Source organism: Streptomyces sp. NPDC087420 (assembly GCF_044744165.1).
GTDB lineage: Bacteria > Actinomycetota > Actinomycetes > Streptomycetales > Streptomycetaceae > Streptomyces.
This window is the reverse complement of sequence record NZ_JBIUXU010000004.1, coordinates 481,671-500,786: the sequence shown is the minus strand read 5'-3', so window position 1 is coordinate 500,786 and position 19,116 is coordinate 481,671. Positions and strand designations below refer to the sequence as shown.

Genomic DNA, 19,116 nt, shown 5'->3' with positions numbered 1-19,116 from the left:
GGGCCTCTCCTGCGGGAGCCGGGCTCAGGCACACTCAGGCACCAGGCTCCGGCCCCGTAAACCTCGACGATGCCGTCCACCGGCGGTTTCCGGTGGCGCGAGCCGGTCACGACCGTAGGCGGGACATTCCGGCTACCGCCGGTATTGCCCCGGCTTCTCCCCGTACGGACAGATGACGACTCGCACACTGTACCGGCCCCGGCCCAACTGCCCCCGAGCGGAGGGGCCTCCCGACGCGATCCCCCAAAGCGGTTCGAACCCGCACACGCGCGGTGGATCGTGCCCGCCCGGCCACGGACGTGACCCTTCGTCCCGCCCGACAACCAGGTTAAATCCGGCGAACACTCGGGAAACACTTGGCCTTTGGGCGGAAAGAGGTCTTGTTGGGAGCGTATCTACGCGCGTATCTTGAGCCGACTTTCGGCCTTCTCACAGCAGAGAAAGGGCTCCTCGTGCCCTCATCCATACCCCCGGCCCTGCGCGGCAGACGGGCCAGACTGGTCGCCCTGACGGTCCCCGTCGGCCTGGTCGGTTCGCTCATCGCGCTCCCGTTCACCGCCGAGGCGAGCCCTTCACCGGACGCCGTGATCGCCGAGGTGTACGGCGGCGGCGGGAACAGCGGCGCCAGCCTGACCCACGACTTCATCGAGCTGGGCAACGCCGGTGACGGTCCCTTCGACCTGACCGGCTGGTCCGTGCAGTACCTCAGCGGCGCGCCGGGCCCCACCTCCAAGTGGCAGGCCACCCCGCTGACCGGGGCCGTCCCCGCCGGTGGCGGCTACCTGATCCAGGAGGCCAAGGGCACCGGCGGCGACACCGCCCTGCCCGCCCCCGACGCGACCGGCACGATCCCGCTGTCTGCGACGAGCGGCACGGTCGCCCTGGTGCACTCCACCACTCCGCTGACCTGCCTGACCGCCGCCGACTGCGCGGCGGACGCCAGCATCAAGGACCTCGTGGGCTTCGGTACGGCCACCGTACGGGAGACCTCCCCGGTCACCGGCGCCGGCAACACCACCTCCGTCAGCAGGAACGCCACGCTGACCGACACGGACGACAACGCGGCCGACCTGACCGCGACCGCCCCGGGCCCCCGTAACAGCACGGGCACCGGCGGCGGCGAGCCGACCCCGACGCCGACCCCGACGCCCGAGCCCACCAACACCACCCCCGGCGACCTCCGGATCCACGACATCCAGGGCGCCACCCGGATCTCCCCGCAGTCCGGGGCGACCGTCGGCAACGTCCCCGGCGTGGTCACCGCCATACGCGCCACCGGCTCGTCGCGCGGCTTCTGGTTCCAGGACCCGCAGCCCGACGAGAACGCGGCGACCAGCGAGGCCGTTTTCGTCTTCACCGGCTCGGTCACCCCGCAGGTGAAGCCCGGTGACGCGGTCCTGGTCAGCGGCAAGGTCAGCGAGTACTACCCGGGCGGCGCGAGCGCGGGCGGCCAGTCCGTCACCGAGCTGACCGCCCCCACGACCGTCGTCCTGTCCTCGGGCAACCCGCTGCCCGCCGCCGAGGTGATCGGCTCGCGCACCGTGCCCGAGCGGTACGCCCCGGACGCGAAGGGCGGGAACATCGAGCCCCTCACCCTGCTCCCCCGTACGTACGCCCTGGACTGGCTGGAGTCCCGCGAGGGCATGGTCGTCCAGGTCGGCGACAGCCGCGTCGTGGGCGCCTCCAACCAGTACGGCGAGACCTGGATCACCACCAAGCCCCGCCAGAACCCGACCGAGCGCGGCGGCACGCTGTACGGCGCGTACGACCAGCAGAACTCGGGCCGCCTGCTCGTCGCCTCGCTGACCGGCGCGAGCGTCGCGGCCAACGTCGGGGACACGCTCAAGGGCGTCACCTCGGGGCCGATCGACTACGGCAGCTTCGGCGGGTACTCCCTCCAGGCGACCACGCTCGGCACGACGAAGTCCGGCGGGCTCCGGCCGGAGGTCGCCAAGAAGGCGAAGTCCGACGAGCTGGCCGTGGCCACGTACAACGTCGAGAACCTCGACCCGAGCGACCCGCAGGCCAAGTTCGACCGGCTGGCCGTCGGCATCGTGAAGAACCTCGCCACGCCGGACATCGTCAGCCTGGAGGAGATCCAGGACGACAACGGCGCGACGGACGACGGGACGCTCAGCGCGGACAAGACGCTCGCCCAGTTCACGGCGGCGATCCGGGCCGCGGGCGGTCCCACGTACTCCTGGCGGTCCGTCGACCCGCAGGACAAGACCGACGGCGGGGAGCCCGGCGGCAACATCCGCAACGTCTTCCTCTTCAACCCCAAGCGCGTCGGCTTCGTCGACCACCCGGGCGGCGACGCGACGACGGCCGTGAAGGTCGTCCCCGCGGGCAAGCACGGCAAGGACATCACGCTGTCCGTGTCGCCGGGCCGGATCAACCCGGCGTCGGACGCGTGGAAGAGCAGCCGGAAGCCGCTGGTCGGGGAGTTCACCTTCCGCGGCGACCAGTACTTCGTCATCGGCAACCACTTCAACTCCAAGGGCGGGGACCAGCCGGTGTACGGCCGCTTCCAGCCGCCGGCGCTGAGCTCGGAGACGCAGCGGCTGGCCCAGGCGAAGGAGGTCAACACGTTCGTGTCCGGCCTGCTTTCGAAGGACCGGTCCGCGAAGGTGGTCGTCCTCGGCGACCTGAACGACTTCCCGTTCTCGCCGCCGGTCGAGGCGCTTACGCGGGGGCGCGTGCTGACGGATCTGATGTCTACGTTGCCTCGGGACGAGCGGTACAGCTACGTGTACGACGGGAACTCGCAGACGCTGGATCACATTCTGGTGAGCCCGGGGGTGCGGAAGCTGTCGTACGACGTGGTGCATGTGAACGCGGAGTTCTCGGACCAGGCGAGCGACCATGATCCGCAGGTGGTCCGTATCGGCTGAGCTTGCGCCCGGTGGGCGCGGCTTACTGATGTCCTCAATCGCCGGACGGGCTTGGGTGTGCCGTGGTGACGGGGGGCGGGGCCTCCGGAGGTACGTATGTCCGGACTGCATGTTTTACGTCGCGTTCAACCGGTCGTCTTGATTGACGGTCGCCATGCGACACAAAACACGCTCTACGTCCGGACACACGCACCTCCTCCGACCCCACCCCCCTCACGCCGGACGGGAGACTGAGCGACCCCGCCCGCCCCGGAGCGTCTGCCGCCCGGTGCGCGGGCGCGGCTTACTGACGTCCTCAATCGCCGGACGGGCTGGATTGTGCCTTGCGCGGTGGGCGGGTGCGGGTTACTGCGTCCTCAAGCGCCGGACGGGCTTAAAGACCCGGGGTGGGCTGGGTTTGTTTTGGCGCGGGCCTGGGAGGGGGACGGGCAGGGGTCGTGTCCGGAACGTAGAGCGTGTTTTGTGTCGCATGGCGATCGTTACCCAATACGACTGGCTGAACGCGACGTAAAACATGCAGTGCAGGACACGGCCCCTGACCGGCCCCCGGCAACGACCTGCGGTCGAAGAACCGGCCCGCAGCGGGCAAAATCAGCCTGTCCGGCGATTGAGGACGCAGTAACCCGCACCCGGCACCGGGCGCGCGGGCAAAATGAAGCCCGTCCGGCGATTGAGGACAAAAGCGCGACCGCGTCGCCTACGCGGAAGGCACCGGAAGCAACCCCCTCGCGGCAAAGACCCGCTTCGCGGCGAACGTCGCGTTCAGTGCCCTCGGCATTCCGCAATACACCGCCGCGTGCAACAACGCCTCCACGATCTCCTCCGGCGTCAGCCCCACATTGAGCGCCGCGTTCACGTGCACGTCCAGTTGGGGTTCGCAACCCCCCAGCGCCGTCAGGATGCCGAGCGTGACCAGCTGGCGGTCGCGCGGCGCCAGGCCGGGGCGGTCGTAGATCTCGCCGAAGGCCCAGGCGACGACCTGGTGGCCCAGTTCGGGGGACACGTCGGCGAGGGAGTCGATCACGTTCCGGCCGCCCTCGCCGTCGACCCTCCCCAGTACCTCCATGCCCCGGTCGAACCGGTCCTGACGGGTCTCGGCGGGCTCACTCTCGCCGCCGGTGTGGTCGGTGGTCATACGTGCTCCGGATACGGTCGTCCAGCACGTCGACGTGCGCGCCGGTCCTGTGGCAACCGTAAAACTTGGAGCGCGCTCCAGGTCAAGCACGACCCGCCCCCGCGCGCCCGCGCACCCGTCGTGGTGCGAATCACCCGATCCACCCCCTCCACCCGCACTACTTGCCGGTAGATTCGGACCCTGCCGACGATCACGTCCGCAACAGCAGTGAGCAAGCGCAGTGAGAAGGGGGCCGAGTGTGACCGCTGAGGCCATCGCGGCGGACACCGGAGCCGGAGCGCGCGACCGAAAAGCGCGCGACCACAGGACGGGCGACGAAAAAGCACGCGACGAAAAAGCACGCGACCCAAAAACGGGCGACAGCCCGCTCCGCATCGCGCTGCTCAGCTACAAGGGCAACCCCTTCTGCGGCGGCCAGGGCGTCTACGTCCGGCACCTGTCGCGCGAACTCGCCCTCCTCGGCCACACCGTCGAGGTGATAGGCGCCCAGCCCTACCCCGTACTCGACGCCGGGGTGACCCTCACCGAGCTGCCCAGCCTCGACCTCTACCGGCAGCCCGACCCGTTCCGTACGCCGAAGCGCGACGAGTTCCGGGACTGGGTCGACGCCGTCGAGGTCGCCACGATGTGGACCGGCGGCTTTCCCGAGCCGCTGACCTTCTCGCTCCGGGCCCGGCGCCATCTCCAGGCCCGCCGGGGCGAGTTCGACGTCGTGCACGACAACCAGACACTGGGATATGGGCTGTTGGGCGACCTGGGCGCGCCGCTCGTCACGACCATCCATCACCCCATCACCGTGGACCGGCGGTTGGACCTGGCGGCGGCGGCCGACTGGCGGCGCCGCGCCTCCGTACGCCGCTGGTACGGCTTCACGCGCATGCAGAAGCGGGTCGCGCGCCGGCTGCCGTCCGTCGTGACCGTGTCCGGTTCGTCCAAGCAGGAGATAGGCGACGACCTCGGGGTGCGGGCGGACCGTATCCACGTGGTCCCCATCGGCGCGGACGCGCAGTTGTTCTCGCCCGACCCCGCCGTGCCCGAGATCCCGGGCCGGATCGTCACCACCTCCAGCGCCGACGTCCCGCTCAAGGGCCTCGTGCACCTGGTCGAGGCGCTCGCCAAGCTCAGGACCGAACACCCCGCCGCCCACCTGGTCGTGGTCGGCCGCCGCGCCGAGGACGGGCCGGTCGCGCGGGCCCTGGAGCGGTACGGGCTCGAAGACGCCGTCGAGTTCGTCAAGGGCATCTCCGACGCGGAACTCGTGGACCTGGTCCGGGGCGCGCAGATCGCCTGTGTGCCCTCCCTGTACGAGGGCTTCTCCCTGCCGGCCGCCGAGGCGATGGCCACCGGCACCCCGCTGGTCGCCACCACCGGCGGCGCGATCCCCGAGGTCGCGGGCGCCGACGGCGAGACCTGCCTGGCCGTGCCGCCCGGCGACGCGGGCGCGCTGGCCGCCGCGCTCGGACGGCTGCTGGACGACCGGGAGTTGAGGGTACGGCTCGGCGCGGCGGGCCGGGAGCGCGTGCTGGCCCGGTTCACCTGGGCCAGGGCCGCGCAGGGCACGGCCGAGCTGTACCGCGCGGCGATCGCCGCGCGGCGCGACCGTACCCGGCGGGGAGCCACCGCGGTGGCCGGGGGCGACCCCCGCTGATGCCACGCAGGACCGTCCCTCGTCACCGCCGCCCGCCTCGTTCCTCTGTCCTCCCCGACCGCGAAAGCAGGACCCTGTGCTGACCGTGGACTTCACCCGTTTCCCGCTCGCCCCGGGCGACCGCGTGCTCGACCTGGGGTGCGGCGCGGGCCGCCACGCCTTCGAGTGCTACCGGCGCGGCGCCCAGGTCGTGGCGCTCGACCGGAACGGCGAGGAGATCCGCGAAGTCGCCAAGTGGTTCGCCGCGATGAGGCAGGAGGGGGAGGCGCCGGAAGGCGCCACCGCCACCGCGATGGAGGGCGACGCGCTCAACCTGCCCTTCCCCGACGAGTCGTTCGACGTGGTCATCATCTCCGAGGTGATGGAACACATCCCCGACGACAAGGGCGTCCTCGCGGAGATGGTCCGGGTCCTGCGCCCCGGCGGCCGGATAGCCGTGACCGTGCCGAGGTACGGCCCCGAGAAGGTGTGCTGGGCGCTGTCCGACGCGTACCACGAGGTCGAGGGCGGTCACATCCGCATCTACAAGGCCGAGGAACTCCTCGGCAAGATGCGGGAGTCGGGGCTCAAGCCGTACGGTACCCACCACGCGCACGCGCTCCACGCGCCGTACTGGTGGCTCAAGTGCGCCTTCGGCGTGGACAACGACAAGGCGCTGCCCGTCCGCGCGTACCACAAGCTGCTCGTCTGGGACATCATGAAGAAGCCGTTCGCCACCCGGTTCACCGAGCGACTCCTCAACCCCGTGGTGGGCAAGAGCTTCGTGGCCTACGCGACCAAGCCGCACCTGCCGGTGTCCGGCCTGTCCACGACGGACGCCGCGTGACCCTGCCAGGAGCCGGACCCGGCCGTACGGAACACCTCGTCCTGCCGGGCGTCCTCACCGACGAGCAGGCCGCCGAGACCGTCGCCGGAATCCTCGCCGCCCAGCGGCCCGACGGGGCGATCCCGTGGTTCCGCGGCCACCACCTCGACCCCTGGGACCACGTCGAGGCGGCCATGGCCCTGGACGCGGCGGGCGAACCCGAGGCGGCCGGCCGGGCCTACGCGTGGCTGGCGGCGCGGCAGAACGAGGACGGGTCCTGGTACGCGGCCTACGCCGACACCGACGAGACGGGGCGTACGGGGGGCCACGACGACCTGAGCCGGGAGACCAACTTCTGCGCCTACGCGGCCGTCGGCATCTGGCACCACTACCTGGCCACCGGCGACGACGGCTTCCTCGACGGCATGTGGCCGGTCGTGCACGCGGCCGTCGAGTTCGTCCTGGCGCTCCAGCAGCCCGGCGGCGAGATCGGCTGGAAGCGCGAGGCCGACGGCACTCCGGTCAACGACGCCCTGCTGACCGGCAGTTCGTCCATCTACCAGGCGCTGCGCTGCGCGCTCGCGATCGCCGAGGAACGTGAGGAACCGCAGCCGGACTGGGAGTTGGCGGCCGGCGCGCTCGGTCACGCGATCCGCAGCCACCCGGAACGCTTCCTCGACAAGAGTCGCTACTCGATGGACTGGTACTACCCGGTCCTGGGCGGCGCGATGACGGGGACCCAGGCCAAGGCCCGTATAGAGGAGGGCTGGGACCGCTTCGTCGTACCGGACCTGGGAGTGCGCTGTGTCCTGCCCAACCCGTGGGTGACCGGCGGCGAGAGCTGTGAACTCGCCCTGGCGCTCTGGGTGGTGGGGGAGTCCGACCGGGCGCTGGAGATCCTGCAATCCATCCAGCACCTGCGGGCCGAGGACGGCATGTACTGGACGGGGTACGTCTTCGAGGGCAACCGTGCCGTCTGGCCCGAGGAACGGACCACCTGGACGGCGGGGGCGCTGCTGCTCGCGGCGGCCGCGCTCGGTGGGGACGAGGCGACCACCGCGGTGTTCAGCGGCGAACGGCTGCCGTCCGGACTGGAACCGGACTGCTGCGGCTGACGCGGCGGGCCGGTGAGCACCGGCGGGACACCGGGTCAGTGGCGGCGCAGCCGGCTGGCCAGCCCGTGGCCGATGAACAGGTAGACGACGGCGGCAAGACCGTAGCCACACACGACGCGGGCCCATGCCTCGTCGAACGTGAACAGGTCGTAGGACCAGCCGGCCAGCCAGCGTGCCGCGTCCTGGATGAAGTTGACCAGTTCGTTGGCACGGTTGGCGTCCAGCAGGTACATCAGGATCCAGAGGCCCAGAATAAAGGCCATGATGTCCGCGATGACGATGATGATCGTCGCCGCGGAGCCGCTTCCACTGCGCGTCGTTGAGGACATGTCGAACGTGTTGCCGATTGTTCGGGCGTGAAACCCGTTGGTCGGCCTCGGACCACCGTACCTAGGATCGCCCCCATGGCAACCCTGGGGCATGACCGCTATTGCGACGAAATCGTCCGCCAGACCGACCTGTTGCGGGCGACCCTGGCGGGCGCGGACCTCTCCGTGACCGTACCCGGCTGCCCCGACTGGACGCTGGGACAGCTGGCGCGGCACGTGGGCGGCGCGCACCGGTGGGTCGAGGCGATCGTACGGACACGGGCCACGGCGGACATCCCGGAGGAGCAGGTTCCCTACGCCCGGGGGCCGGACGACACCGACCCCGCCGCCCTCGGCGCCTGGCTCGCGGACGGTGCGCACAAGACCGCCGGGACGCTGCGGGCCGCGGGACCCGACACCGAGGTGTGGAGCTGGGCCTGGGAGCACACGGCGGGCTTCTGGGCACGGCGCATGGCCCTGGAGACGGTGGTCCACCGCGCGGACGCGACCCTGGCCGCCCACGTGCCGTACGAGGTCGGTCCGCTGCTCGCGGCGGACGCGATCGACGAGTGGCTCCAGTGTGTGGCCTTCGCCCAGGCCGGCGGCGATCCGGAGGCGGCCGGCCTGCGCGGCGGCGACCGCAGCATCCACCTCCATGCGACGGACAGTCCGGGCGATCATCCCCACCAGGTCGACGCCGAGTGGCTGATCGAGTTCGGTGAGGACGGGTTCACCTGGCGGCGCGGGCACCACAAGGCAACGGTCGCGCTGCGCGGGCCGCTCACCGACCTCCTGCTCGTCTTCCACCGGCGGCTGCCCGCGGACAGTGACCGGGTGGAGGTGCTGGGAGACGCGAAGCTGCTCGACTTCTGGCTGGAGCGCACGTCGTTCGGCTGACCGGCCCGCCTGTAGTGCCCCGGACACGTGTGTGGCCCCCGCCCTGACCGGGCGGGGGCCACACACGTACAGCGGGCTCTCGGAAGGTCAGCCGCGCTGGATGCCACTCGTGTCCTGGAGGACACCGCGGCGGCCGTCCTGCGTCTGCGCCACCAGGCCGGGACCGCGCTGTTCCACCGCGAGGTACCAGGTGCCTGGCGCCAGTTCGGCGATCGGGCTGGGTGAACCGTCCTCGCCGTACAGCGGCCGGGCCACCGGGACCGCGAACCAGAACGGCGCGAAGTCACCCGCGCCGGGACCGGCCGCGCCGCCCTGCGACGGGGACTGCTGGCCCTGCGGCCGGCCGCCCAGGGACTGGCCCTGCGGCTGCCCGCCGAAGGGCTGCGCCGCCCCGGACTGGCCGGACTGTCCGCCGTACGGCTGGGACTGACCCTGCTGCGCGCCGTACGGCTGCTGGCCGCCCGGGTAGCCGTACCCCTGGCCGGGAGCGCCGGGACCGCCGGGCTGTCCGGCGTACGGCTGCGGGGCCGGCGGCTTCGGGGCGCCGAGGAGCGGGGCCTTGAGCAGCGGTACGAGCGGGGTCGCCACCGCGGCGCCCGCCAGGATCAGCGCCGCGATGAAACCGAGGATGAGCCCGGCCCCCGCGTCGATGCTGAATCCGTCGGGGAGGATCGCGGAACCCGCCGGGTCGAAGAGAGCGCCGAGCGCGGTCCACGCCGCGAACACCGTGAACGCGACGCCGAACGGGGCCAGTTCGATCCCCGCGACCTTCAGCGGCCGGGGCAGCGCGCGGGACACGACGATCAGTGCCGCGCCGATGAGGCCCGCCAGGTAGATCCCCAGGATCAGGACGCCGTTGTCCCAGGCGGTCGGCGCGTTGTCGCACTCACTGCCGTCGCAGCCGATCGTGTTGAGGAACGAGGCGATGAACAGCAACACCGCTGCTCCGATCACCACGCCGTCGCCTCGTGTGAGGGAGCGGAAGTTCACGTGAAAATCCTTCGTCAGTCGTCTCGTCGGGGCGGTCTCGTGGGCCGCCGTCAGGCGGTGCGCGGTGCGAAGCTCGGGGGCGGCTCCCCATCGTACGGATGAATCTATCGCCTGCCCGAGGGGGGCGTCTGCCCGGTGCCCGGACGCCCGGGGCCCGTTGGCAGGACCGCCCGAGTCGCCTCCTAGCGCTCCAGATACCCGCTGATGCCCTCGGCGAGCCCGCGTGCCGCCTTCTGCCGCCACTCCGCGCTGGTGAGGAGCGCCGCGTCCTTCGGATCGCGCATGTTGCCGCACTCGATGAAGACCTTCGGCACGGTCGAGAGGTTGAGTCCGCCGAGATCCTTGCGTACGTCCAACCCCGTACCGTCACCGATGTAGTTGGAGGGCGCACTGCCCGTCACGGCCGCGAACCGGCCGGCGATGTGCTCGCCGAGATCGCGCGAGGGGCCGACGATGGGTGTGGTGTCCGCGCCGCCGCCCTTCACCACGGCGGGCAGGATGACGTGGAAGCCGCGGTTGCCCACCGCCGAGCCGTCCGCGTGGACGGAGACGACGGCGTCGGCCTTCGCCTTGTTGCCGATCCGGGCGCGCTCGTCCACACACGGGCCGAACGGGCGGTCGTCGTCCTGGGTGAGGGTCACCGTCGCACCCTCCTTCTTCAGGAGTTCGCGCAGCCGGTGCGACACGTCGAGCGTGAACTGGGCTTCGGCGTAACCGGCGTTGGTGGCGGTGCCGGTGGTGTCGCACTCCTTGCTGGTCGGTCCGATCTGCACCTGTTTGTTGATCTCGCTCGTGTGCAGGTGGTTACGGGTGTTGTGCCCCGGGTCGATGACCACGACCTTGCCCGCGAGGGGACCGGACCCGGGGTCGGCGGAGCCGGGCGCGCTGGGATCGGAGTCGCCGGGGACGCCGTCGCCGAGCAGGGTGCCGGAGCGGCCGGTGGGCGAGGCGCTGGGGGTGACCGCCGCGGCGGTGCCACCGTGGCCGTCGGATCCCCCCACCCCCTGCCAGACGAGCACTCCCACCACGGCGGCCGGCACCAGCGCGGCGACCGTGAGGGTGAGAGGGGACCGGCCGAAGCGGCGGCGGGGGGCGGGCTGGCTCTCGTCGTACGACACGCCGTGATCGTAGACCGCGGGGTCAGAGTCCCGTCGCCGTACGCCGCAGGACACGCAGCGAGTCCGTCGCCGAGACCTCGGTGAAGGCGCCGGAGGACAGGGCGCGGCGGTAGACGCGGTACGGGGCCCGGCCGCCGTCCGCCGGGTCGGGGAACACGTCGTGGATCACCAGCAGGCCGCCCTCGGCGAGGTGCGGGGCCCAGCCCTCGTAGTCGCCGTTCGCGTGCGCGTCGGTGTGACCGCCGTCGATGAAGACCAGCCCGACCGGCCGGCCCCAGACCGCCGCCACCTGCGGGGAACGGCCGACGACCGCGATCACGTGGTCCTCCAGGCCGGCGCGGTGGAGCGTACGGCGGAAGGTGGGCAGGGTGTCCATCAGGCCGAGGCCGGGGTCGACCACCGCCGGGTCGTGGTACTCTCACCCCGGCTGCTGCTCCTCGCTGCCGCGGTGGTGGTCGACGGTGACGGCCACCGTGCCGGCCGCGCGGGCCGCCGCGGCCAGCAGGATCGTCGAACGCCCGCAGTACGTACCGACCTCCAGGAGCGGCAGCCCGAGCGCGCCCGCCCCGACCGCCGCCGCGTGGAGGGCGAGCCCTTCATGGACGGGCATGAACCCCTTGGCGGACTCGAAGGCCGCGAGGACCTCCGGCTCCGGGGCGATCGCCTGGGTCCCGGCGGGCATGGGCTCTCCTCACGCTGGTGCGGCTGGTGCGGCTGGTGCGGCTGGTGCGGTACGGATGGGGTGCGGGCGTCCATGGTGCCGTACGGTCCCGGACTCTCCGCCCGCACCCTGGCCCGCCCGCACCCCGGCCCCCGTACCGCATCGCCCTCTCAGGACGGCACCCGCTCCTGCGCCCCCTCCGCCAGCACCAGATCGACCTCCACCGGCACCCCGCCCCCGGGGTACACGGCCGGGCACGCGAACGGCGCGTATCCCGTGGCCGTCCCCGCCAGGACGAAGTGGCCCTCGGTGGGCGGAAGCAGCGTGTACCCGCCGTCCTCGTCGGCGACGGTCAGCCCGGCCTGCCGCCCGCCCCGGTCGATCAGGGTGACGTTCGCCCGCGCGACGGGAGCGCCGTACGCGTCGAGCACCCGCCCCCGGAATCCGCCGGACCCGGCGACCAGCGTGGCGGACCCGAGCAGCTCGCTGTCGCCCGCCGCGGCCTTCGCCGCCCGGCGCCCCGCGGTCTGGGACGGCAGGAACGACGCCAGCACCAGGCCGCCGACCACCGCGCCCGTCGCGATGACGAACGAGATCCGGAAGCCGTGCAGAGTCGGTACCGCCACCCCGCCCACCTGGACGGACGTGTGCGCGAGGACCATCCCGATGACGGCGCTCGACATGGACGTGCCGACCGACCGCATCAGGGTGTTGAGCCCGTTGGCCGCGCCCGTCTCCGACGGGTCGACCGCGCCGATGATCAGCGCGGGCAGCGAGGAGTAGGCCAGCCCGATCCCGGCGCCCACGACGACGGAGACGACGACGGTCTGCCAGACGGCGCTCATCAGGCCGAGCCCCGCGCCGTACCCGACGCCGATGACCAGCATGCCGAGCATCAGGGACACCTTGGGCCCGTACTGGGCGGAGATCCGGGCGTAGAGGGGCGCGGTCAGCATCATCGTCAGGCCGAGCGGCGCCACGCACAGGCCCGCGACCACCATCGACTGGCCCAGGCCGTATCCGTTGGACGTGGGCAGCTGGAGCAGTTGCGGCAGGACGAGCGTGATGGCGTAGAACGCGACCCCGACCATGATCGAGGTGAGGTTGGTGAGGAGCACCTCACGGCGGGCCGTGGTGCGCAGGTCGACCAGCGGGGCGGCGACCCTCAGTTCCATCACGCCCCAGAGCAGCAGGATGACGGCCGCCAGCGCGAAGAGTCCGAGCGTGGTGCCGGAACCCCAGCCCCAGTCGCTGCCCTTGGTGATCGGCAGGAGCAGGGCGACCAGACCGGCGGAGAGCCCGATCGCGCCGAGCCAGTCGAACGTGCCCTTGGCCCGTACCGAGGACTCCGGTACGAGGAAGAAGGCGAGCCCCATCGACAGCACGCCGAGGCCGGCCGAGCCGAAGAACAGGGTGTGCCAGTCGGCGTTCTGGGCCACGACCGCGGCGGCGGGCAGCGCGAGTCCGCCGCCCACGCCGATGGAGGAGCTCATCAGGGCCATTGCCGAGCCGAGCTTCTCGCGCGGCAGCTCGTCGCGCATGATGCCGATGCCGAGCGGGATGGCGCCCATGGCGAAGCCCTGGAGGGCCCGGCCGGCGATCATCACTATCAGGTCGTCGGTGAAGCCGCAGACCAGAGAGCCCACGACCATGACGGCGAGGCTCGCGAGCAGCATGCGCCGCTTGCCGAAGAGATCGCCGAGGCGGCCCATGATCGGGGTGGAGATGGCACCGGCGAGGAGCGTGGCGGTCAGGACCCAGGTGGCATTGGCCGGTGCCGTGTGCAGCAGGGTGGGCAGGTCCTTGATGATGGGGACGAGGAGTGTCTGCATCACCGCGACGGTGATGCCCGCGAAGGCGAGGACGGGGACGATGGCGCCGGCTCTGCGCTCCCGGGTGACCGGGGGAGTCCCGGCGAACTGATCGTGCGTCGTCTGCGGCATTCGGGCGGCCTCCGGCAGGGAAGAGCGCGGGCATGGGTGTGCCGGCGAAGTGGATGCAGTGTGAACCTTCTCCGGGCGCCCCGTTATTCCGGACCGCTCGCCGGTAGTTTCCCGGCGGGTGGAATGGGGGTCGAATGGGGATGAAATGCCCTTGAATGTCCATGTCGTGGGGCCGGTTTTCCTGACGAGAGGTCAGCGTCCCCGCGAACGGGGGAGGTCATGCGGCGAAGTGGGGAGGTGATACCGCGACGAGGTGAGGTCGTACGTCGAAATCCCGATGTACGGACCGCCGGGCGCCTGGGACCATGACCGCCATGGCCCGACCCTCCACGGAAACCGACAACGCCCACATATCCGCCCGCACCCCCGCGTCCCCCCGCACCTGGCCGGTGGTCCTCGCCGCCTGCGCCGGCCAGTTCCTTGTTGTCCTCGACGTGTCCGTGGTCAACGTGGCGCTGCCCTCGATGCGCGCCGACCTGGGGCTGTCCGCCGCGGGCCTGCAATGGGTCCTCAACGCGTACGCGATCGCCTTCGCCGGGTTCATGCTGCTCGGCGGCCGGGCGGCGGACCTCTTCGGCCGCAAGCTGATGTTCCTGACCGGCCTCACGGTCTTCACCCTGGCCTCCCTCGCGGGCGGGCTCGCCCAGGAGGGCTGGCAACTGCTCGCCGCCCGCGCCGTGCAGGGGCTCGGCGCGGCCGTCCTGGCGCCCGCGACGCTCACGATCCTGACCGCCGCCGTGCCGCCGGGTGTCGCGAGGACCCGGGCCATAGGCACCTGGTCGGCCGTCGGCGCGGGCGGCGGGGCGGCGGGCGGACTGGTCGGCGGGGTCCTCACCGATCTGCTGTCCTGGCGCTGGGTGCTGCTGATCAACGTGCCGATCGGCGCGCTGGTCCTGGTCGGCGCCGTGGTGTGGCTGGCGGAGAGCCGTACGGAACAGCGGCGGCGGCTCGACCTGCCCGGCGCGGTCCTGGTGACGGCGGGCCTCGCCCTCGTGGCGTACGGCATCGTGCAGACCGAGAAGGAGGGGTGGGGCGCGGCGCCGACCCTGCTGCCGCTCGCCGCCGGGGCCCTGCTGCTCGGGCTCTTCGTGGGGGTGGAGGCGCGGACGAAGGCGCCGCTGATGCCGCTCGGGCTGTTCCGGGTACGGGCCGTGTCGGCGGCCAACGCGGCGATGTTCGTCTGTGGCGCGGCCTCGTTCAGCACGTGGTTCTTCATGACGGTGTACATCCAGAACGTCCTCGGCTACACGCCGCTGGACGCCGGACTGGCGCTGATCCCCAGCTCGCTGAGCATCGTCCTCGGCTCCAAACTGGCGCCCCGGCTGATGGCCCGGATCGACGCGCGCGACCTGGCGGTGCTGGGGGCGCTGATCGCGGCGGCCGGGTTCGGCTGGCAGTCGACGATGACCGCCGACGGGACGTACCTCTCCGTCGTCCTCGGCCCCGGCATCCTGATGATGGTGGGCATGGGCCTGGCCGCGACCCCGCTGGCGGCGCTGGCCACGGCGGGCGCCGCGCCGGGGGACGCGGGCCTGGTCTCCGGCCTGATCAACACGTCGCGCACGATGGGGGGCGCGCTGGGTCTCGCCGTCCTGTCGACGGTGGCGGCGGCGCGGACGGCGGGCGGGACGACGCCGGAGGCGTTGACGTCGGGATACGCGCTCGCGTTCAGGACGGGTACGGGAGTGCTGCTCGCGGGGGTGGTGCTGATGCTGGTGTGGTTGCCGAGGCGTACGGAGACGTAGCGGATGCCGTCCGCTGTCAGAGCCAGCCCTGGCGGCGGGCCGCCCGTACCGCCTCCATGCGGTTGCGGGTGCTCGTCTTGCCGATGGCCGACGAGAGGTAGTTCCGTACGGTCGACTCGGACAGGTGCAGCTTCGCCGCGATGTCGGCGACGGTCGCGCCGTCGGCCGACGCGTTCAGCGCGTCCCGCTCGCGCGCCGTGAGCGGGCTCGGCCCCGCGCTCAGCGCGGCGGCGGCCAGCGCCGGATCGATGACGGTCTCGCCCGCCAGTACCCGGCGGACCGCGCCCGCCAACTCCTCGACCGGGCCGTCCTTCACGAGGAAACCCGCCGCTCCCGCCTCCATGGCCCGGCGCAGATACCCGGGCCGGCCGAAGGTGGTCAGGATCAGCACCCGGCAGCCGGGCACCCGGTCCCGCAGCTCGGCGGCGGCGTCGAGGCCGCTGAGGCCCGGCAGTTCGATGTCCAGCAGGGCCACGTCGGGGTGCGCCGTGAGCGCGGCCCCCAGGATGGCGTCCCCGGTGGCCACCTGGGCGACGACCTCCATGTCCTCCTCCATCCCGAGCAGCAGCGCGAGGGCGCCGCGCATCATCCCCTGGTCCTCGGCGAGGAGGAGCCGTACCTTCGGGGCCGGGCCGTGGTCCTGCGGCGTGTCCGTCACGGCCAACAGGGTAGGGCGAAGGCGGTGCCGTCAGCCTCTGGTGACGGACCCGGTCAGCAGCCCCGGGACCAACCGGGCGGCCCGCCCGGGGACTTCAGGCGCGCGCGTGCCGTCTTCCACCTGCCGTCGCGCCGGTCCGCGTCCCCGTCGGCGGCCCCTGAGGCGGCCGGGGCGGTGGCTTTCGCCGAGGTGTCCACCGGGAGTACGGCCGTCACGCGGAAGCCGCGCGCCGGGGCGTCCCGGGCGCCCGCCGGGCCGGTCTCCAGCGAGCCGCCCGCCGCCGCGAGGCGTTCGGTCAGGCCGCGGATGCCCGTACCGCCGTGGAACGCGGGGCGGTCCGCCGGCCCGTCCGCCGGCCCGTCCGCCGGCCCGTCCGCCGGCCCGTCCTCCGGACCGTCGGAAAGGCCGGCGAGGCCGGAAGGATCGGCGAGGTCGGAAAGACCGGCGAGGTCGCCCAGGTCGGTAAGGGGTCCCACCCCGTCGTCCGTGATCTCCAGCCGGACCTGGTCCGCCGAGCCGTCGAGCGCGATCACGCAGTGGGTCGCGGAGCTGTGCCGTACGGCGTTGGTCACCGCTTCCCGTACCACCCATCCCAGCAGCACCTCCGTCTGCGGCTCCAGCGGCGGGCCCGACAGCCGTACGAGCGGTTCGATGCCCGCCGCCGTCAGGGCCGAGCGCGCCCGGTCCAGGTCGGCGGAGAGGCTGCCCTCGCGGTAGCCGCTGACGGCTTCGCGGATCTCCGTCAGGGCCTGCCTGCCCACCGACTCGATGTCGGAGACCTGCGTCAGCGCCGAGTCCAGGTCACGCGGCGCGAGCCGGCGGGCGGCCTCCGCCTTCACCACGATCACGGAGAGCGTGTGGCCCAGCAGGTCGTGCAGGTCGCGGGAGAACCGCAGCCGCTCCTGCTCGACCGCCGAGCGGGCCAACTCCTGCCGGGTGGCGCGCAGTTCGCCCACCGTCTCGGCGAGAGTGAGGATCGCGGCGGTCACCATCATCGAGATGAACGTGCCGTACGCGATGGTGATCGCGTCCCAGCCCTCGTAGTACGCCGAGACGACCGCCGCCGCCGCTGTCAGCGGAAAACCCACGAAGCCGAGGAGCCGGCCGCGCAGCACGCTCCCGCAGGCCAGTCCGAAGAGCGGGAAGAACATCAGCCAGCTGTCGCCGTACCCGGCGGCGAGGCCGAAGGTCGGCACCGCCATCGCGCCGAGCAGCCACCAGGTGGTGGGGGTGCTCCGCCTGGACGGGACGAAGGACCGGAACACCACAGCGATGTAGAGGGAGTTGAAGACCAGCAGCCCGGCGCCGGCGATCCAGGCGTTGGAGGTCCTTCCCTGGACGAGGTTGGAGAAGGAGCCGAGGCCCAGCAGCAGCCAGGGCAGCAGGGTGTACCCGCTGGGCGGCCCGGGCCTGCCCCGCTCGTAGCGCGGTTCGCCGGTGGTCTGTGCCGGCTTCGGCTGCGTCGGCCTCATGCTGTCCTCGCTGACCTGCGGTACGAGAGCACAGCGTACGAACCGAACACGGCCAGCCACCCGAGCAGCACCATGATCGTGACAACGCCCGGGGCGTGGCCCGTCGTGGTGGACCAGCCCAGGTCGGCGAAGCGGTTGGCCGGGGTGTACGCCGCGACCGACCGCAGCCAGTCCGGGAACGCGTCGATCGGGAACCAGAGCCCGCCGATCACGGCCAGCAGCATCAGCGAGCCCATGCTCACCGCCCCCGTGGTCTGGGCCGACAGACGGTAGCCGTTCCCGATGCCGAGCAGGGTGAAGGGCAGCGCGCCCGCCCACAGCAGCACGACCAGCGCGGCCCACTGCCACGGATCGAGGCGTACGCCGTTGACCAGGCCGCCCGCCGCGAGCACGGCCAGCAGGGTGGGCAGGACGGTCACCGACGCGCTCAGCGCCCGGCCGGCCACCACCCGGCGCGGTGACATCGGCGTGACGCGCAACTGCCGCAGCCAGCCCTGGGACTTGTCCTCGGCGATGCCCGTGCCGGTCGACACCGCCGCGCCGAGCGCGCCGTACGCCGCCATGCCGACCATCGAGGAGATCTTCCACTCCATGGCGGCCGAATCGCTGTCCACACCGATGTTGGTGAACAGCAGGTACATCAGGACGGGGCCGCCGGCGCCGAAGATCAGGAAGCCGGGGTCGCGCAGGGTCCTGCGCACTTCGAGCGCGATGTAGGCACGCATCACACCGTCTCCTTCGTGAGGTTGGGGTGGGTAAGGGGGCTGTCTGTCAGGGCGACGAAGGCGTCTTCGAGCGTGGCCGGGGTCACTTCGAGCCGGCGGATCCACCCCCGGGCGGCGAGGGCGACCACCGTCGCGTCCGGGTTGTCGGTACGGAGCAGGGCCCGGTCCCCGCGTATCTCGACGGACACCACACCGGGCAACAGCCCCAAACCGCCGGCATCCCGCGCGTCCCCGGCCGCCAGGTCGAACGACACCAGGTGACCGCCGGCCGCGCTCCTGATCCGGTCGCCGGTGCCGTCCGCGACCACCCTGCCGCGGTCGATCACGACGATCCGGTCCGCGTTCCGGTCGGCCTCCTCCAGGTAGTGCGTGGAGAAGAGGACGGTGTTGCCCCGGTCGGCGTACGCCCGCATGGAGTCCCAGAAGGCCCGCCTGGCCTCCACGTCGAGGGCGGCGGTCGGCTCGTCCAGGACGATCAGCTCGGGGCCGCCGGCCAGCGCGACGGCGAACCGGACCCGCTGCGCCTGGCCGCCGGACAGCTTGTCGACGCACCGCCCCGCCAGGCCGGTGAGCCCGGCGAGGGCGAGCACCTCGTCCACCGGCAGGGGGTGGGGGAAGGTGCTCGCGACAAACGCCACCAACTCCCGTACGGTCACCCGGCGGATGGGCCGGCCGTCCTGGAGCATCGCACCGACGCGCCCGGCGGCGACGGCCCGCGCGGGCGTCTGCCCGAAGAGCCGTACGGTCCCCGCGTCCGGCTCGTCCAGGCCGAGGAGCAGCGCGATGGCGGTGGACTTGCCCGCGCCGTTGCGGCCGAGCAGCGCGACGGTCTCGCCGCGCGGAATCGTGAGATCGGCCGCGTCGACGGCCCGTACCATACCGAAGCTCTTGACCACACCGGTGAAACTCACGGCGGTGGAGGGCGAGTTGGCGGTCCGCTCCGGAGCCGCCCGTTCTGCCGCTCGTACTGCCGCTCGTACTGCCGCCCGTTCCGCTGTCCGT

At 72.2% G+C, this 19,116-nt stretch carries 15 protein-coding genes and 1 pseudogene; 6 read left to right on the top strand and 10 right to left on the bottom strand.

Annotation, left to right across the window (positions count from 1 at the left end; translation table 11 throughout):
* The first annotated feature begins 476 nt into the window (after positions 1 to 476).
* Positions 477 to 2,894: an endonuclease/exonuclease/phosphatase family protein gene (locus tag ACIO1C_RS10730; protein ID WP_401861048.1), complete on the top strand. Its 2,418-nt coding sequence runs from the start codon at positions 477 to 479 to the stop codon at positions 2,892 to 2,894.
* Positions 2,895 to 3,591: 697 nt separating this feature from the next.
* On the opposite strand, the gene ACIO1C_RS10725 is transcribed toward ACIO1C_RS10730, so the two are convergent.
* Positions 3,592 to 4,029, bottom strand: a complete 438-nt coding sequence (locus ACIO1C_RS10725) for a carboxymuconolactone decarboxylase family protein (RefSeq protein WP_401860855.1) — start codon at positions 4,027 to 4,029, stop codon at positions 3,592 to 3,594.
* 238 nt (positions 4,030 to 4,267) lie between these two features.
* Between ACIO1C_RS10725 and ACIO1C_RS10720 the strand changes: the two genes are divergently transcribed.
* From ACIO1C_RS10720 to ACIO1C_RS10710, 3 genes are all read left to right on the top strand, one after another.
* Complete coding sequence (locus ACIO1C_RS10720; protein WP_401860852.1) at positions 4,268 to 5,677, top strand: glycosyltransferase family 4 protein; 1,410 nt, start codon at positions 4,268 to 4,270, stop codon at positions 5,675 to 5,677.
* Positions 5,678 to 5,753: 76 nt separating this feature from the next.
* Entirely contained in the window at positions 5,754 to 6,503 is a 750-nt protein-coding gene (locus tag ACIO1C_RS10715; protein WP_401860849.1) for a class I SAM-dependent methyltransferase, read from the top strand.
* 2 nt (positions 6,504 to 6,505) lie between these two features.
* On the top strand, positions 6,506 to 7,597 hold the full coding sequence (locus tag ACIO1C_RS10710) for a prenyltransferase/squalene oxidase repeat-containing protein (RefSeq protein ID WP_401861045.1): 1,092 nt from the start codon (positions 6,506 to 6,508) through the stop codon (positions 7,595 to 7,597).
* Positions 7,598 to 7,632: 35 nt separating this feature from the next.
* On the opposite strand, the gene ACIO1C_RS10705 is transcribed toward ACIO1C_RS10710, so the two are convergent.
* Positions 7,633 to 7,926: a hypothetical protein gene (locus ACIO1C_RS10705; protein WP_356422651.1), complete on the bottom strand. Its 294-nt coding sequence runs from the start codon at positions 7,924 to 7,926 to the stop codon at positions 7,633 to 7,635.
* Between the two features lie 75 nt (positions 7,927 to 8,001).
* Between ACIO1C_RS10705 and ACIO1C_RS10700 the strand changes: the two genes are divergently transcribed.
* Positions 8,002 to 8,802 (top strand): maleylpyruvate isomerase N-terminal domain-containing protein, encoded by an 801-nt coding sequence (locus ACIO1C_RS10700; RefSeq protein WP_401860846.1) that lies wholly within the window; start codon positions 8,002 to 8,004, stop codon positions 8,800 to 8,802.
* A gap of 87 nt (positions 8,803 to 8,889) precedes the next feature.
* On the opposite strand, the gene ACIO1C_RS10695 is transcribed toward ACIO1C_RS10700, so the two are convergent.
* The 4 genes and pseudogenes from ACIO1C_RS10695 to ACIO1C_RS10680 all read right to left on the bottom strand — a co-directional run bounded on the left by ACIO1C_RS10695 (position 8,890) and on the right by ACIO1C_RS10680 (position 13,514).
* Positions 8,890 to 9,792: a hypothetical protein gene (locus ACIO1C_RS10695; RefSeq protein WP_401860843.1), complete on the bottom strand. Its 903-nt coding sequence runs from the start codon at positions 9,790 to 9,792 to the stop codon at positions 8,890 to 8,892.
* Between the two features lie 182 nt (positions 9,793 to 9,974).
* Positions 9,975 to 10,910 (bottom strand): N-acetylmuramoyl-L-alanine amidase, encoded by a 936-nt coding sequence (locus tag ACIO1C_RS10690; RefSeq protein WP_401860840.1) that lies wholly within the window; start codon positions 10,908 to 10,910, stop codon positions 9,975 to 9,977.
* Between the two features lie 22 nt (positions 10,911 to 10,932).
* Positions 10,933 to 11,592: pseudogene (locus ACIO1C_RS10685) on the bottom strand (class I SAM-dependent methyltransferase).
* 149 nt (positions 11,593 to 11,741) lie between these two features.
* Positions 11,742 to 13,514 carry an MFS transporter gene (locus ACIO1C_RS10680; RefSeq protein WP_401860837.1) on the bottom strand — a complete coding sequence of 591 codons (1,773 nt, stop codon included), beginning with the start codon at positions 13,512 to 13,514 and terminating at the stop codon, positions 11,742 to 11,744.
* Positions 13,515 to 13,828: 314 nt separating this feature from the next.
* Between ACIO1C_RS10680 and ACIO1C_RS10675 the strand changes: the two genes are divergently transcribed.
* Positions 13,829 to 15,259 carry an MFS transporter gene (locus tag ACIO1C_RS10675; protein WP_401860835.1) on the top strand — a complete coding sequence of 477 codons (1,431 nt, stop codon included), beginning with the start codon at positions 13,829 to 13,831 and terminating at the stop codon, positions 15,257 to 15,259.
* A gap of 16 nt (positions 15,260 to 15,275) precedes the next feature.
* Here ACIO1C_RS10675 and ACIO1C_RS10670 read toward each other — a convergent pair whose 3' ends face one another.
* Genes ACIO1C_RS10670 through ACIO1C_RS10655 form a run of 4 tightly spaced genes read right to left on the bottom strand, consistent with a single transcriptional unit; the run spans position 15,276 to position 19,025 of the window.
* A complete protein-coding gene (locus tag ACIO1C_RS10670) occupies positions 15,276 to 15,917 on the bottom strand; it encodes a response regulator (RefSeq protein WP_401860833.1) in 642 nt (213 codons plus the stop codon).
* A gap of 53 nt (positions 15,918 to 15,970) precedes the next feature.
* On the bottom strand, positions 15,971 to 17,389 hold the full coding sequence (locus ACIO1C_RS10665) for a sensor histidine kinase (RefSeq protein WP_401860830.1): 1,419 nt from the start codon (positions 17,387 to 17,389) through the stop codon (positions 15,971 to 15,973).
* Complete coding sequence (locus ACIO1C_RS10660) at positions 17,386 to 18,114, bottom strand: ABC transporter permease (protein ID WP_401860827.1); 729 nt, start codon at positions 18,112 to 18,114, stop codon at positions 17,386 to 17,388. Before ACIO1C_RS10660 ends, ACIO1C_RS10665 begins: the two co-directional genes overlap by 4 nt.
* On the bottom strand, positions 18,114 to 19,025 hold the full coding sequence (locus ACIO1C_RS10655) for an ATP-binding cassette domain-containing protein (protein WP_401860824.1): 912 nt from the start codon (positions 19,023 to 19,025) through the stop codon (positions 18,114 to 18,116). The genes ACIO1C_RS10660 and ACIO1C_RS10655 overlap by 1 nt, the downstream gene beginning before the upstream one ends.
* Between the last annotated feature and the right edge of the window lie 91 nt (positions 19,026 to 19,116).

What these genes read in the sequence shown, in the direction of transcription:
- ACIO1C_RS10665 (WP_401860830.1), bottom strand. Translation starts at nt 17,389, where the DNA reads ATGAGGCCGACGCAGCCGAAGCCGGCACAGACCACCGGCGAACCGCGC.
- ACIO1C_RS10700 (WP_401860846.1), top strand. Translation starts at nt 8,002, where the DNA reads ATGGCAACCCTGGGGCATGACCGCTATTGCGACGAAATCGTCCGCCAG.
- ACIO1C_RS10705 (WP_356422651.1), bottom strand. Translation starts at nt 7,926, where the DNA reads ATGTCCTCAACGACGCGCAGTGGAAGCGGCTCCGCGGCGACGATCATC.
- ACIO1C_RS10660 (WP_401860827.1), bottom strand. Translation starts at nt 18,114, where the DNA reads ATGCGTGCCTACATCGCGCTCGAAGTGCGCAGGACCCTGCGCGACCCC.
- ACIO1C_RS10680 (WP_401860837.1), bottom strand. Translation starts at nt 13,514, where the DNA reads ATGCCGCAGACGACGCACGATCAGTTCGCCGGGACTCCCCCGGTCACC.
- ACIO1C_RS10725 (WP_401860855.1), bottom strand. Translation starts at nt 4,029, where the DNA reads ATGACCACCGACCACACCGGCGGCGAGAGTGAGCCCGCCGAGACCCGT.
- ACIO1C_RS10675 (WP_401860835.1), top strand. Translation starts at nt 13,829, where the DNA reads ATGGCCCGACCCTCCACGGAAACCGACAACGCCCACATATCCGCCCGC.